The sequence below is a fragment of the Planctobacterium sp. AWM4_229 genome (assembly GCF_056160305.1).
The window spans coordinates 413,519-428,511 of sequence record NZ_JBSWWX010000001.1; the positions used below are offsets into that span (position 1 = coordinate 413,519).

Here is a 14,993-nt window from a genome sequence, read left to right on the forward strand (position 1 = left end):
TCGTTGTGACTTTCGCGATTAGTGAGCAAGCAAATTTTTGTAGTCCACGCCTAATTTGTCGAACAGATTCATGAGGTTTTTGGCCAGCACCGGTTTAGCCAAAAAGCTTACTGCCCCCGTTGCCATGGCTTCTTTAACATTTTTGGCGGTACTATCGCCAGAGCACATTACCACTTTGGTTTTAGGATACTTGTCATGGATCAATCGCAATAGCGATAGGCCATCAACACCAGGCAGATTGATATCGAGAAAAATCAATCCGTAGTTTTTCAGGCGCATTCTATTGATCACGTCCTGACCATTACTGGAAGTCTCGACACTAGCAAACCCCAATTTCATTAGTATAATACGTATAAAACTCCTGATCTGTTCGTCATCGTCCACCACCAAAATATCGGTACTAAAATCTATATCGTCCTTTGCCACGTAAGCTCGCCCTGGTTTGTTAGAATTGGAATTGACAAGTTGAGTTCTGCCAATCGCAGTTGATTAGCTCTCGCATCTAAATATGTAGCACAAAACACGCGAAAGGTAAGGCCCAAAAAAGACTTTTAACCACTTTACTCCGATAACAGGTTATTTGTTTAACCAAACATCGAACTCCAGAAAAAGAATAGAAATAATAATCAGACGCGAAATCTGCAAGGTATAGCAACCTATTCGAGCCAGGAAAAAGGCTCGGCGGATGCAAACGTTGTCGTGCCCAAGCCTAAACCGGGCAAGACATTATTGCCAGCCAATAACAAACAAATGATGGGGGTGCTTAGTCGTGTCAATGAGAACGCTGTTCCGAAACGAGGTCGTCATACACAACCCCCATTTTATCGAACAGGGGGATAATGTTTTTAGCCAGTACAGGTTTAGCTAAAAATCCAGCGGCCCCTGCAGTCATGGCTTTTTTAACATTTTGTGCCGTACTATCAGCAGAGCACATAACCACTCTGGTATTCGGATATTTTTGCAGAATCAGTTTGAGCAGAGACATACCATCCACCCCAGGCATATTAATGTCCAGAAAAATCAAAGCGTAGGGTTTGATGCTCATCCTGCGCTCTACGTCTAAACCACCATTACAGGTATCTACGTTAATAAAGCCCAATGTCCGCAATATGATTTTGAGGAAGGTACGAACCTTCTCATCGTCGTCAATCAACAAAATGTTGCTACTAAAAACTATGGTATCCCTTTCCATTCCTGCTCTCCCTTACAAATAAAAAAATTATGCTGAACCGCGTTTGACGCTTTGTAACAGCACCATTATCGCTCAGCATAAAAAAGGAAAAAAGAAGTTATAAGGTAAAAATAGCACCCCACACTTAAAATGGACAGATATATTCCCCAGATTCACTTTATTTGCAAAAGATTCTACATAACTCGTTGTTTGCAAAGTGGCATTTCAGTATACTGTAGCGCCATCTGACAGTCTCTTTGAGCCACCTCTTGGCGCTCAAACGTATCCTTTAGGTTTTACATGACGAATTATATTTTTGTAACTGGTGGTGTTGTATCATCACTTGGTAAGGGTATTGCCGCAGCATCGCTTGCCGCAATCTTAGAGGCACGGGGCCTTAAAGTAACCATGCTGAAACTGGATCCTTATATCAACGTCGATCCGGGCACTATGAGCCCTATCCAGCACGGTGAGGTTTTTGTTACCGATGATGGTGCTGAGACTGACCTTGACTTGGGTCACTATGAGCGTTTCATTCGCACTCGCATGACCAAGCGCAATAACTTTACTACCGGGAAAGTGTACGAAGAAGTTCTCAAACGCGAGCGTCGTGGCGATTTTCTGGGCGCCACTATCCAGGTAATTCCTCATATTACCAATGAAATCAAACGCCGTATTGTAGATGGTGCCGAAGGCGCCGACATCGCCATTGTTGAAATTGGTGGCACGGTAGGTGATATCGAATCTCAGCCCTTTATTGAGGCCATTCGTCAGTTGGGAACAGAAATCGGCCGTGAGCGTGCCATGTACATGCACCTGACGCTTATCCCATACATGAAGGCCTCCGGCGAAATCAAAACCAAACCTACGCAACACTCAGTGAAAGAGTTACGCTCTATCGGTATTCAACCGGATTTGTTGGTATGCCGTTCAGAAGTGCCCTTGCCGAGCAACGAACGCTCCAAAATCGCATTGTTCACCAACGTGAATGAAAAAGCAGTAATCTCACTGCGCGATGCCGACAGCATCTATAAAATCCCTGCCATGCTAAAAGCGCAAAACATGGACGATATTGTCGTAAACCGCTTTGGTATCGAGTGTCCGGAAGCGGACTTAAGCGAATGGGAACAAGTGCTTTACGCAGAATCAAATCCGGTGGGTGAAATCACTGTGGGTATGGTGGGGAAATACGTCGAGTTACCGGATGCTTACAAATCAGTCAACGAAGCACTAAAGCATGCGGGACTAAAAAATCGTCTCAATGTAACCATCAAATACATTGATTCACAAGACGTTGAAACCAAAGGTGAAGCGGTGCTGGCAGGTCTTGATGCCATTCTGGTGCCCGGTGGTTTCGGTGAGCGCGGTATCGAAGGAAAAATCCGTACGGCACAGTATGCCCGTGAAAACAAAGTACCTTATTTGGGTATTTGTTTGGGTATGCAAGTAGCACTGATCGAATACGCCCGTAACGTGGCGGGTATGGAAAACGCCAACAGTACTGAATTTGATCCTGAAAGCCCCTTCCCGGTTGTGGGCTTGATCAACGAATGGCTGGATGAAACAGGTAACACTGAGGTACGATCTGAAGATTCTGATCTCGGTGGTACTATGCGTCTTGGCAGTCAGCTTTGCCACCTTGAGCCCGGCAGTAAAGTTCATGATTTATATGGCTCAGATACAATCTTCGAGCGTCACAGACATCGCTACGAAGTGAATAATAATTTGTTACCACAAATAAAAGCAGCAGGTCTGAAAGTGACTGGATTGTCCACTGACAAACGCCTGGTAGAAATCATCGAAAACGATGACCACCCTTGGTTTGTGGCAGGACAATTTCACCCTGAATTCAACTCTACACCCAGGGATGGACACCCGCTATTCGAAGGATTCGTCGCAGCTGCGGGAAAATACAACAAAGATAATAATTAGTCTGCAATAAAGCTGCGCGAAAACGCGGCCATATTCATAGCGAATGTGACGCGTTTTTGCTAGCGTTAGCAGATTGATTCCGAACCTTTTCAGGAAAATAATTTCAGGAACATATTTATGGCAAATATTACAAAGATTGTAGGTCGCGAAGTACTAGACTCACGTGGCAACCCAACTGTAGAGGCAGACGTTTACCTTGAATCAGGTGCTTGGGGCCGTGCCTGTGCTCCTTCTGGTGCATCTACGGGTTCTCGTGAAGCGTTGGAATTACGCGATGGAGATAAATCTCGCTACCTGGGCAAAGGCGTAACTAAAGCCGTTGCAGCTGTAAACAGTGATATCCAACAAGCGCTGTTGGGTAAAAACGCCCTTGAACAAGCTGCGCTTGATAAGATCATGATCGAGTTGGATGGTACCGAAAACAAAGAGAACTTAGGTGCCAATGCTATTTTGGCTGTTTCATTGGCTGCAGCCAAAGCTGCCGCTATGGAAAAGAAAGTACCACTTTATCAACACATTGCCGATTTAAATGGCACGTCTGGCCAATTCAGTATGCCAGTGCCTATGATGAACATTATCAACGGTGGTGAACACGCTGATAACAACGTCGATATCCAGGAATTTATGGTACAGCCAGTAGGTGCAGAAAACTTCAAAGAAGCGCTGCGCATGGGTGCTGAAATTTTCCACAGCCTGAAAAAAGTATTAAATGGCAAAGGCCTGAATACCGCAGTAGGTGATGAAGGTGGTTTTGCGCCGAACCTGGCATCCAATGAAGAAGCCCTGGCGGTTATCGTAGAAGCGGTTGAAAACGCCGGTTATGTTATGGATAAAGACGTAACACTGGCTTTGGACTGCGCTTCATCTGAGTTCTATAGCGAAGGCAGCTACAATCTGAGTGGCGAAGGCAAGTCTTTCACACCTTCAGCTTTTACTGATTACCTGGCAGAACTCGCGGCTAAATATCCAATCGTGTCTATCGAAGACGGTATGGACGAAAGCGACTGGGATGGCTGGGCTGAACTGACACAAAAAATCGGTGCCAAAGTCCAGCTGGTTGGTGATGACTTATTCGTAACGAACACCAAAATCTTGTCTCGCGGCATTGAAAACGGCGTAGGTAACTCCATTCTGATCAAGTTCAATCAGATTGGTTCATTAACTGAAACGCTGGAAGCCATCAAAATGGCTAAAGATGCAGGATTCACTGCCGTCATCTCACACCGCTCAGGTGAGACTGAAGATGCCACTATCGCCGATTTGGCAGTAGGTACTGCAGCGGGCCAAATCAAAACCGGTTCTTTGTGTCGTTCTGATCGTGTTGCTAAATACAACCAGTTATTACGTATCGAAGAAGAATTAGGCAGCAGCGTTGCATATGCAGGCCGTTCTGCTATCAAAGGTCAATAAGATCTGACAGAATGTTGCCACCCTAAAATGGTGGCAACACTTAAAGACCCCTAAGCATGTTTGACAGTAACGATATCCAAACCTCCATATTCCATGGCAGTGAGCAGCAATTGGAATATGCCGAGATTTGTACTGCCTTGTTCGAGTCCACACTATTGGATATCGCCAAACAAGATAATCTGGATACGGTTCGAATCCAGCGTAAATTAGCTGGCCTCTCCTACCACGTTAAAAACGCCGCGTATAAGTTGCTTACAACTGAAAATCCCATGGAAGTGGATATTCACAACGCCAGTTGGCAGTTGAAACAACCCAAAAAATGTCCGGGAAAACCCTATCTTACAGAAGAAGCCGTGGAATGGTACATGAAGCATTCCTGTTATGGTTTGCCGGTGCCTGTGCTGATTATGGACTTTGAGCATATCTATCTGGAATTGGACTCCATTGATATTATGGATTTGCCCAATGGTCGAATTCATCTCAATAAAAATAATTGGGTATCTCTTATCGCTGAAGAAGAAACCCAGCCTGTACTGCAAAACAAACAGCAGCAACTAATAATACTGCAAAAACCGTCTAAAGCCATCATGACTTCGGCTTGTTGCGGTCATCGCTGGAGCCATAAAGGTACAACTCATCCTCGCAAACTCAGTTTAAGAGAGCTTCTACTCTCCACTACCATCCACTGGAAAAATTTCCGCTTCCCTGTGTAATTGCCGCGTTTTTGTAGGTTCGAATTGAGCTACATGGATGTAGTGAATGCCGATTTTGTCGGGAATATTAATTGGCGAGCTACATGGATGTAGTGAACGCCAATTTTTTAGGGAACATTAGTCGGCGATGCGGACAATGGATTTAGCCGGCCAACAACACTAAAACCTAACACCCTCACTCAACCAAAACTCAAGCGACAGATGAAAACAAAATAGGATAAACATCCTAACCAAAGTCTCAATTCACAACACATCCAACCAGTTTGAATGTTTTTAACATGGGATATAACCAAAAACTTTCGCTTTCGTTATAAAAACCCTGGTATCGCTATTGACCCACCCCCTGATAAACGTTACAAATACACTTAGTTAAACGTTGAGACAAATACAACACAATGGCGATTAAATTTACTTCACTCCTCATTCTCCTTATGGCAGGCAAAACTGCACGGGTGAGTTGTAAGTAAACAACGAAAAGCATTCTTGAAAAACCCGTGCACAGCACGGGTTTTTTTGTATATAGCACAGCAAATCGGGAGTTCACATGGACAATCAGGTAAAGATATTTGATACCACCTTACGTGATGGCGAGCAGGCATTGCCCGCCAGTTTAACGGTTAAGGAGAAACTCCAGATTGCGCTGGCACTGGAGCGCTTAGGCGTGGATATCATCGAAGCAGGATTCCCGGTTTCTTCACCGGGGGATTTCCAGTCAGTGCAAACCATTGCCAAAGAAGTAAAAAATGCCACTGTGTGTGGTTTGTCACGGGCCATGGCAAAAGATATTGATGCCTGTGGTGAAGCATTGCGCGTTGCTGAGCAGTTTCGCATCCATACTTTTATCGCCACCTCCTCCATTCATGTTGATTCCAAATTGCGGAAATCCAATGATGAAGTGGTGGACATGGCCGTAGCAGCCATTAAACACGCCGCAAAATATACCGACGACATTGAGTTTTCATGTGAAGATGCGGGCAGGACTCATATTGATTATCTATGCCGCATGGTGGAAGCCGCCATCAATGCGGGTGCCACGACAGTGAATATTCCAGACACGGTGGGCTACACTACCCCATCTGAATTTGGCGGTATAATTCACAATCTATTTAATCGCGTGCCTAACATCGACAAAGCGATTATTTCCGTGCACTGCCACAACGATTTAGGCCTGGCGGTAGCCAACTCTTTAGCGGCAGTGGAAAATGGTGCTCGTCAGGTAGAATGTACAATCAACGGTATCGGTGAGCGCGCCGGCAATGCTTCGCTGGAAGAAATTGCCATGATCCTGAAAACCCGCGAACAATTGCTGGGTTTGCAAACCAATATCCAAAGCTCAGAAATTTCCCGAACGTCTAAACTGGTTAGCCAGTTGTGTAACATGCCAGTACAGGCCAACAAAGCCATTGTGGGGGCCAATGCCTTTAGTCACTCTTCAGGTATTCACCAAGACGGTGTATTAAAAGCGCAAAACACTTATGAGATTATGACCCCCGAATCCGTGGGCATTAACAAAAACAACCTTAACTTAACTTCACGCTCTGGCCGCCATGTTATTAAACATCGAATGCATGAATTGGGTTATCAGGATACGGATTTTGATTTAGACAAGCTGTATCAGTCGTTCTTAAAATTGGCTGACAAAAAAGGGCAAGTGTTTGATTACGATTTAGAAGCCTTGGTGTTCTTCGATCAAACACGTCAGGACGAAGCTTATTACCAGCTTAATTATTTGCATGCTAATGCTGGTAAAAATATCGTCCCCAACGCTACAGTCATTGTGGCTTTTGGCGACCAGGAAGTTACCGAGTCATCCACCGGTAATGGCCCTGTTGATGCCGCGTTTAACGCCATTATAAAAGCGACAGGTCGAGACAGTATTGAGATAGTTGACTTTAAACTGGACTCAAAAGGCGAAGGTGCCGATGCGCTTGCACAAGTCAGCGTGATCGCCACTTACAATGGCCGTCGCTTCAGTGGTATCGGATTGGCAACGGATATCGTAGAGGCCGGCGTAAAAGCCTTAATATATGTGATGAACAATACCTATCTGGCAGATCAAATTGATCAACAGAAAAAACAAGTAAAACGAATAGCAGGTGTATAAAACCATGTCAGGAAAACATATTGCAGTACTTGCCGGAGATGGCATAGGCCCGGAAGTAATGAATGAAGCACTGAAAGTGCTGGACACCATCAAACACAAGTTTGATTTAAACATTACAACTGAGCAGTTTAACGTAGGTGGTTATGCTATCGATAATGACGGCCACGCCTTGCCTGAGAAAACACTCAAAGGATGTGAGCAAGCTGATGCCATTTTGTTTGGCTCAATCGGCGGCCCTAAGTGGGACAATCTACCTTTGGAGCAACGTCCAGAGCGTGCCGCGTTATTAACACTGCGCAGCCATTTTGGTTTGTTCAGCAACCTGCGTCCTGCTCGCATTTATCCGGGCCTTGAGTCCTTTTCCCCGCTTCGTGCTGACATTGCTGCCAGTGGTTTTGACGTACTGGTTGTCAGAGAACTTACTGGCGGCATTTATTTCGGCCAGCCCAAAGGCATGGAAGGCGAAGGTGAAGAGCAATTCGCCTTTGATACCATGCGCTACAGCCGCCGCGAAATCCGCCGAATAGCAAAGATTGCATTCGAAGCGGCACAAAAGCGTGGCAAAAAAGTGACATCGGTGGATAAAGCTAATGTCCTGGTGTGTAGCCGATTATGGCGCGAAGTCACAGAAGAAGTGGCTAAAGATTTCCCGGATGTGGCCTTGGATCACATCTACATCGATAATGCCACCATGCAGCTTATCCGCTATCCGTCAGACTTCGACGTACTGCTGTGCTCTAACTTGTTCGGCGATATCATCTCTGATGAATGTGCCATGATCACCGGTTCCATGGGCTTGTTACCCTCAGCCAGTATTAATGAGCAAGGCTTTGGTATGTACGAGCCGGCCGGCGGCTCTGCCCCCGATATTGCAGGGCAAGGTATCGCCAACCCTATTGCGCAAATTCTGTCTTTATCTATGCTGCTGCGCTACAGCCTGAACGAGAACGCCGCAGCTGATGCGATTGATGCCGCAGTTGTATCGGCATTGCAAGCACAAATCCTGACGGCAGAATTATTACCAGCAGATAAGCGCCACGAAGCCAAGTCCACATCTGAAGTGGGTGATTTTATCGCGCAAGCCATCAAGGAGAGCAACTAATGGCTAAGACCTTATACGAAAAAATCTGGCAGCGTCATATCGTAGACCAGGTAGGAAACGATACTCTGCTCTACATCGACCGCCATTTAATTCACGAAGTAACATCGCCACAGGCGTTTGCAGGATTAGCAGAAAAAGGCCGTAAGGTCCGTCGCCCTGACAAAACCTTCGCCACTATGGATCACAGTATCTCTACCCGCTCATTGGCAATTGATGCTTGTGGACCGGCTAATCAGTTGCAGTTACAAACACTTATGAACAACTGCGAAGCCAATGGCATTGAGCTTTACCCTGTGGGTCATCAAAAACAAGGTATCGTGCATGTTATCGGCCCTGAGCTGGGATTAATCTTACCAGGCATGACAGTTGTGTGCGGCGATTCTCACACAGCGACTCACGGTGCTTTTGGCGCCTTGGCGTTTGGTATCGGCACCTCTCAAGTTGAGCATGTGTTGGCCACTCAAACGCTGAAACAGAGCAAAGCCAAAACCATGAAGGTAGACGTAAAAGGTACCCTGCCCTCAGGTATCACAGCAAAAGACATTATTCTGGCCATAATTGGAAAGATTGGTCACGCAGGTGCCACAGGTTATGTTATTGAATACGCGGGCAGCGCCATCGAAGCCTTATCCATGGAAGAGCGCATGACCATTTGTAATATGAGTATTGAAGCCGGTGCCAAAGCAGGGTTAATTGCTCCCGACCAAACCACTATCGACTACATAAAAGGCAGAGACTACACGCCTAAGGGCGATACCTGGGAGGTTGCTGTAGCAGACTGGGCGACGCTTAAATCCGATCCAGATGCTAACTTCGATACCGTAGTAACACTGCAAGCAGAAGATATCGAACCACAAGTGACTTGGGGCACAAATCCAGGCCAAGTCATTGGTGTTAATAGCCCAATCCCAGGCCCCGCTGATTTTGATGATTCAGTTGAGAAAGATTCTGCCACAAAAGCCCTGAAATACATGGGCATTGAAGCCGGACAAAAGCTGTCAGATTTAGCGGTAAACAACGTATTCATTGGTTCTTGTACTAATAGCCGCATCGAAGATTTACGCGCCGCAGCACAAATTGCCAAACAAGGTAAAGTTGCTAATAACGTTACCGCCATCGTAGTGCCGGGCTCTGCTCAAGTAAAAGCGCAGGCGGAGGCCGAGCAATTGGACCAGATCTTTATTGATGCTGGTTTCGAATGGCGTTTACCGGGTTGTTCAATGTGCTTAGGTATGAACGACGACATCCTACAGCCAGGAGATCGCTGCGCATCCACCAGTAATCGGAATTTTGAGGGTCGCCAGGGGCGTGGTGCACGCACTCACCTGGTAAGTCCGGCAATGGCTGCGGCTGCAGCATTGAACGGTCACTTCGTTGATGTCAGACAGTATGGAGTACAATAACATGAGTGGAATTACTGAATTCACCGGTACAGCAGTGCCGTTAGACAGCGCCAATGTCGACACCGACCAAATTATTCCTAAACAGTTTTTAACCTCGGTGAGCCGCGCAGGTTTTGGCAAGCACTTGTTTCACGACTGGCGTTATCTGGACCTGGAGGAAAAAGAGCCTAATCCGGACTTTGTATTAAATAAACCGGAATACAAAAATGCCTCGATTCTGTTAGCCAGAGAGAACTTTGGTTGCGGCTCAAGCCGGGAGCACGCTCCATGGGCACTCACCGACTATGGCTTTAAGATCGTTGTCGCCACCAGTTTCGCCGACATTTTTTATGGCAACTGTATGAACAATCAATTGTTACCTGTCGCATTGGATAACGCACAAATGGACGTATTGTTCGAAGCCGTTAACAATAATCCAGATTGTGAGATTCAAATCAACTTACCGGAGCAAAGCCTGACGGTGAACGGCGAAACTTTTCATTTTGATATTGAGCCACACCATAAAAACAACCTCATCAAAGGCCTGGATGCCATCGGACAAACCTTGGAAAGTGCTCCTCATATTGACGCTTATGAGGCAAAAGTGCCCGCCTGGTACGCCTAAAGTATCAAAAACTTCACTGACTAATTCTTTAGTTTAATTGCCAATATCAATGATATTGGCAATACTTCATTCTCTGAACAATTTTCTAAAGACCTTAAAGCTGTAAGCACATTATGGAACAAAACCAGATTGCCATTATTTCTATTGATGAATTAGTCCCGGGCATGTTTGTCAGCCGGGTGACAAAACAAAGTGGTCAGTTGAAAGTCAAATCACAAGGACTCATCAAGCGTGCTGAGCTGATTGGCATTTTGAAGCAAAAAGGGATTCTGGAGTTAGAGGTAGACTACTCCCGCAGTAACCTGGAAGAAATAGCCAAGCACCAACCGGAAGAACAAGTGGATCCGGAGCCCGAAAAGCCAACTGCTCCCGTCAAATCGTTATCCGATGCCCTGATTCAATCGCAAAAATTGCATGACCAGGCCAAGCAAGCTCACAGTAAGTTACTGGACAAAGTGCGCAATGGTGAAGTGGCTAACGTGGATGGTATCCGTGATGTTTCAACAGAGATCATTGACAGTATATTCGACAACCCCAATGCCCTGTCCTGTGTTTCACTGATTAAAGATGCACCAGACTATATCTGGGAGCACAGTGTTAACTGTGCTATCTACATGGCTATCTTTGCTCGCCATTTAGGGTTCGATAAAGAACTAACCGAAGAACTCTGCTTGGGCGGCTTTCTGATGGATACTGGCATGGCCACCATTCCTGATGACTTGTTGCAAAAAGGCGATAAATTTCACGCTGACGATTACAAACTGATAAAAATGCATGTGGATTTTGGCGTAGAGCTGATATCACAAGAGAAAGAAGTCTCTGAAGTGGTGCTAAGCGTCATCCAGGACCATCATGAGCGTCTTGATGGTTCAGGTTATCCGGAAGGCAAAAAAGGTGATCAGATCAACACCTATGGCCGTATGGCCGCCATCATCGATAGTTACGACGCCATGACCAGTGATCGACCTTATCGCAAAGGCATGACCCCTACCGCCGCATTGAAAAAATTATTATCTGATACCTCAGGCAAATACGATCAATCGCTGGTGCAACAATTCATTCGTTGCATTGGCGTTCACCCTGTCGGTTCACTGGTAAAACTCAAAAGCGGTAAACTGGGTATTATCGTCAAAGCCAATAAGGATGAGCCTATTAAACCACTAGTGATGTGCTTTTACAGTGTTACCAGCGGAGCCCACACAGAACTGAAAAAAGTGGATTTATCCAAAGTGGCAGACGAAATTGAATCCACCGTCAGACCAGACGAATTTAAAATCAATCTCACTAAGTTTTTCAAGGATGTATTTTTAAGCTCGATTTAGTGTGCTTGGAAGACTAAAAGAGATAAGAGTTTGAAGGGCAGAAACAGCATTGCCTGCCCTGTACTTCTGATAGTGAACAAGATTAAAAGTGGCTGGGCATCTCCAGCTCTTTCCTGGCGACATTCATATCAGTATAAAATTTCAGAATGGATTCAGTGGCGCTTCTTTCCAGTTCAACTGAGCCGGAATTGTCAATCATCCAAAACCAAAGACGCAATATATTTGACGGTACAACTTGAGAACCCATCTTTAACACTCACAATAAAAACCTACCTGTGAGAGATATCGACAGCCATGTCATAAAACTTTAAAACAAATTGCGATTTCTGAATCGTTTGCTCAAATATTCAGCAACACACTTAATACTGACGAAGGCTGAACTTAAACAAACTCAAAATCTTGATGGTCTTCCTTAAGGAAAATGAAACCTTTCTTCGAGGTTTTGGCTTGGGCAATCGCACCGGAATAAATTCCTTTTTGTCTATCGGTCATAAACTCAGCGAGGATCACGGTTTTAAATATCAGTAACTTACCACCTTGTTCACAAGTAACAATAAACACTTTATCGTGGAATACCATGTGCAGTGTTTGTCCCTCTTCGAATTGCGTCAGGGCGTATTTAATCTGCACCAGAATATCCGCTAGCGAATGGGCCGTTATCTCTAGTGCCGCTTTAAGGCCGCTTAAATCTGCCCTTTGGATCAAACGAGTAAAGAAGTGTTCGTGGATCACCAGATCTCGTGTTACCTGTACGTCTAAAATATCGCTCAAGTCCCCTTTAACCAACTTTTTGGAATCCAGGGTGGTTTGCTGAACCAACAACAGTTTACCTATACCATCCTCTTCAATAGCTTTAGGTTCGATATAAAAAAAGGTGTGATTAAAGTGCCAGGGATGCCTTGTTGGTTTGCGGTATTCAAAAATGGTTATGCCAGCGTGGGCACTGCGAAAAGCCTCAAGAAACTGCTGAACGTGTTTTTTCGAGCCGAATTCGTGAGCAGCTTGATAAAACTGCTCCACGTTTTTATTCGCCTTGCGCATATCCCGCAAAAAATAGGCTCTGGCTTCACTTTCCTGCAACTTGCAGCCCCTTACAGTTTAAACAAGCTCGTGCCACAGCCGGCACTTACCATCCACACTTTACCATTCAGAGAGGGCACGCATACTAAACTGATGGCCTTCAAACACCAGAATAACGTGCTGTGGCTCAATACGCTCAATAAACAGCTTATCATCCAGCCACTCACCCTCGCCCATCTCAATACCGTTTAATTTAACCCAACGGTCTCTGGGATTAGACGCATACATATGAGCTGAAAATGACATGCTGGGTAAGCGTGTCATCACCCGTGCAGGCAGCTGATCCACCCGCTGCACTTGTGTGCTGTTGTAATCATTACTGACATCGCCATATTCAAGGGTTTCCCCATCATCAGCGACCACTGGCGAAGATTCCCGTTCCAGCTCGGCCATGGCATCCTCAAATCGCTTCAGCAACTCTGGGGATACGACGGACTCTTGCGTATTTTGTGCCGCTTGTGTCTCATCAACACCTGGCTCAATAGTATTGTTATCGACCTGAGGTGCTTGGTTTTGAGGCGCCACAGGCTGATTTTGGGATGTAACGATCTGATTTTGAGCCACCATAGGCTGCTCAGTAGACACGGATGTAGACTCAGTGTCAGATTTCACTGATTCATCGAGCACTGTATCTTGTAATTGAGTCTCTTGCTGTGCAGATTCATCAGGTGCAGAGACATCACTAACTTCAGCCTCGCTTGCACCATTTTGCTGCGTTGTATTCACAACCAGCACTTGTTTATCAGACAACAGCGCCGGAATATTACTGCCAAACCAACCCAGCAAAAAACCAATCACAACCACCAAAGCAGCGATACCAACTTGCGCACCATAATATTGCCAGGCAGAGGGCACCTGCTGTAATGAGGGCATAAACAAACTGCGATTAAACTGTTCAGACAGCTGGTTATCCGCATCATGCCTCGGAGTTTCTTCATTGGCCTGCATCACAAACTGAGTTTGAGAAACATGGTGGCTGTCCTCCACCTCAATCTCAACGGTCTTTTCAAGATCGATAGCCAGTGACAAAACCCCCATCTCGGCCAAGCCCTGCACCATTTCTGCACTAGTCACTAAGCCGGTTTTCTTGATTTTTACTGGTCCGTTTTGCTCAATAATACCTAGTATGAACATTCCCGGCTTTAAGTCCTGAATACTGATTTGCTTAGCCATACCAACTCCCTGTTACAAAACCAAGCGCAACACTCACCGCAAACAATGCGGCCAGCATCAATGTTTGTCGTTTACCCTGGCGTTGTTTCACTACGTCCTCACCTAAAATTTGTCGCGCCGCGGCCACCAATATGTGACGCTTCACCGACAACATTTGTTTGCTGGCAGTAATGGTCAATGCGCGATCACACAACAGATTAATAACCCGAGGGATGCCGCCGGTTATCTGATAAGCCGCTTGAATGGCACCGGGAGAGAATACTCCTCGGTCACCATTGGCCACCTGTAAACGGTGGGCTACGTATTCTTTCACCTCTCCCGCTGTCAGCGGCAATAGGTGATAGCGCGCCGTAATACGCTGTGCCAACTGGCGCAACTCGTTGCGTTTTAACAATTGTTGTAATTCAGGCTGGCCAATGAGCACCACCTTCATCAATTTTTCTCGATTGGTTTCAAGATTGGTAAGCAGTCTTAATTGCTCAAGCACTTCCGGCATCAGATGCTGCGCTTCATCAATGATAAGAATGGTGTTTTTCTTGTTCTGATGATTATCACTGAGCTTTTTCAAAATCAAATCAGTGAAATATTTCAAACTGGACAACTGTCGCTCGTACTCGATACCCAGCTCATCACAGATTGTGGCCAATAACTCCAGCGCTGACAGCGTGGGGTTTAAGATCATTGCCACTTGTGTGGTTTCGGGCAAGTCCTGCAAGAGTTTGCGGGCAACCGTGGTTTTTCCGGTGCCCACCTCTCCTGTGAGCATAACAAAGCCACCGCTTTCTCTTAAGCCAAAAGTAAGATGAGCTAAGGCCTCTCTGTGCCTCGGGCTCATAAAGAGGTATTCGGGATTGGGGGCGATGGAAAATGGATTATCCTTTAACCCAAAATAGTTCAGATACATATCTGCGCGTCCGGTTTTTTCTGAATCAAATCATTCTGGATGGCTATCCTGACGATTTGTGTTTATTAAGTCAAA

Annotated in this window: 13 protein-coding genes; 8 read left to right on the forward strand and 5 right to left on the reverse strand. The window is 45.7% G+C overall.

Annotated features, from left to right (window positions below; translation table 11 throughout):
* Window positions 1-18 precede the first annotated feature (18 nt).
* Both ACXAGP_RS01815 and ACXAGP_RS01820 read right to left on the reverse strand, forming a co-directional pair.
* Entirely contained in the window at window positions 19-426 is a 408-nt protein-coding gene (locus ACXAGP_RS01815) for a response regulator (RefSeq protein ID WP_475259154.1), read from the reverse strand.
* Window positions 427-772: 346 nt separating this feature from the next.
* Window positions 773-1,192 carry a response regulator gene (locus ACXAGP_RS01820; protein ID WP_475259155.1) on the reverse strand — a complete coding sequence of 140 codons (420 nt, stop codon included), beginning with the start codon at window positions 1,190-1,192 and terminating at the stop codon, window positions 773-775.
* Between the two features lie 279 nt (window positions 1,193-1,471).
* Between ACXAGP_RS01820 and ACXAGP_RS01825 the strand changes: the two genes are divergently transcribed.
* The 8 genes from ACXAGP_RS01825 to ACXAGP_RS01860 all read left to right on the forward strand — a co-directional run bounded on the left by ACXAGP_RS01825 (window position 1,472) and on the right by ACXAGP_RS01860 (window position 11,761).
* Entirely contained in the window at window positions 1,472-3,103 is a 1,632-nt protein-coding gene (locus ACXAGP_RS01825) for a CTP synthase (protein ID WP_475259156.1), read from the forward strand.
* A 117-nt stretch (window positions 3,104-3,220) separates the two neighbouring features.
* Window positions 3,221-4,513, forward strand: a complete 1,293-nt coding sequence (eno, locus tag ACXAGP_RS01830) for a phosphopyruvate hydratase (RefSeq protein ID WP_475259157.1) — start codon at window positions 3,221-3,223, stop codon at window positions 4,511-4,513.
* 56 nt (window positions 4,514-4,569) lie between these two features.
* Window positions 4,570-5,226: a hypothetical protein gene (locus ACXAGP_RS01835; protein WP_475259158.1), complete on the forward strand. Its 657-nt coding sequence runs from the start codon at window positions 4,570-4,572 to the stop codon at window positions 5,224-5,226.
* Between the two features lie 544 nt (window positions 5,227-5,770).
* Entirely contained in the window at window positions 5,771-7,330 is a 1,560-nt protein-coding gene (gene leuA, locus ACXAGP_RS01840; protein WP_475259159.1) for a 2-isopropylmalate synthase, read from the forward strand.
* A gap of 4 nt (window positions 7,331-7,334) precedes the next feature.
* The gene (leuB, locus tag ACXAGP_RS01845; protein WP_475259160.1) at window positions 7,335-8,432 is read left to right on the forward strand and encodes a 3-isopropylmalate dehydrogenase; all 1,098 of its coding nucleotides are present in this window, start codon (window positions 7,335-7,337) and stop codon (window positions 8,430-8,432) included.
* On the forward strand, window positions 8,432-9,835 hold the full coding sequence (gene leuC / locus ACXAGP_RS01850) for a 3-isopropylmalate dehydratase large subunit (protein WP_475259161.1): 1,404 nt from the start codon (window positions 8,432-8,434) through the stop codon (window positions 9,833-9,835). Before leuB ends, leuC begins: the two co-directional genes overlap by 1 nt.
* Before the next feature lies 1 nt (window position 9,836).
* Complete coding sequence (gene leuD / locus ACXAGP_RS01855) at window positions 9,837-10,439, forward strand: 3-isopropylmalate dehydratase small subunit (protein ID WP_475259162.1); 603 nt, start codon at window positions 9,837-9,839, stop codon at window positions 10,437-10,439.
* A 113-nt stretch (window positions 10,440-10,552) separates the two neighbouring features.
* Window positions 10,553-11,761: an HD-GYP domain-containing protein gene (locus ACXAGP_RS01860; RefSeq protein WP_475259163.1), complete on the forward strand. Its 1,209-nt coding sequence runs from the start codon at window positions 10,553-10,555 to the stop codon at window positions 11,759-11,761.
* Between the two features lie 381 nt (window positions 11,762-12,142).
* Here the strand turns inward: ACXAGP_RS01860 and ACXAGP_RS01865 are convergent, their stop codons facing one another.
* The 3 genes from ACXAGP_RS01865 to ACXAGP_RS01875 are packed head-to-tail and all read right to left on the reverse strand — an operon-like array spanning window position 12,143 to window position 14,918.
* Window positions 12,143-12,841, reverse strand: a complete 699-nt coding sequence (locus ACXAGP_RS01865; RefSeq protein ID WP_475259165.1) for a hypothetical protein — start codon at window positions 12,839-12,841, stop codon at window positions 12,143-12,145.
* Between the two features lie 60 nt (window positions 12,842-12,901).
* Complete coding sequence (locus ACXAGP_RS01870) at window positions 12,902-14,014, reverse strand: general secretion pathway protein GspB (RefSeq protein WP_475259166.1); 1,113 nt, start codon at window positions 14,012-14,014, stop codon at window positions 12,902-12,904.
* Window positions 14,007-14,918, reverse strand: coding sequence for an ExeA family protein (locus ACXAGP_RS01875; protein WP_475259167.1), 912 nt, complete (start codon window positions 14,916-14,918; stop codon window positions 14,007-14,009). Before ACXAGP_RS01875 ends, ACXAGP_RS01870 begins: the two co-directional genes overlap by 8 nt.
* Window positions 14,919-14,993: the final 75 nt, after the last annotated feature.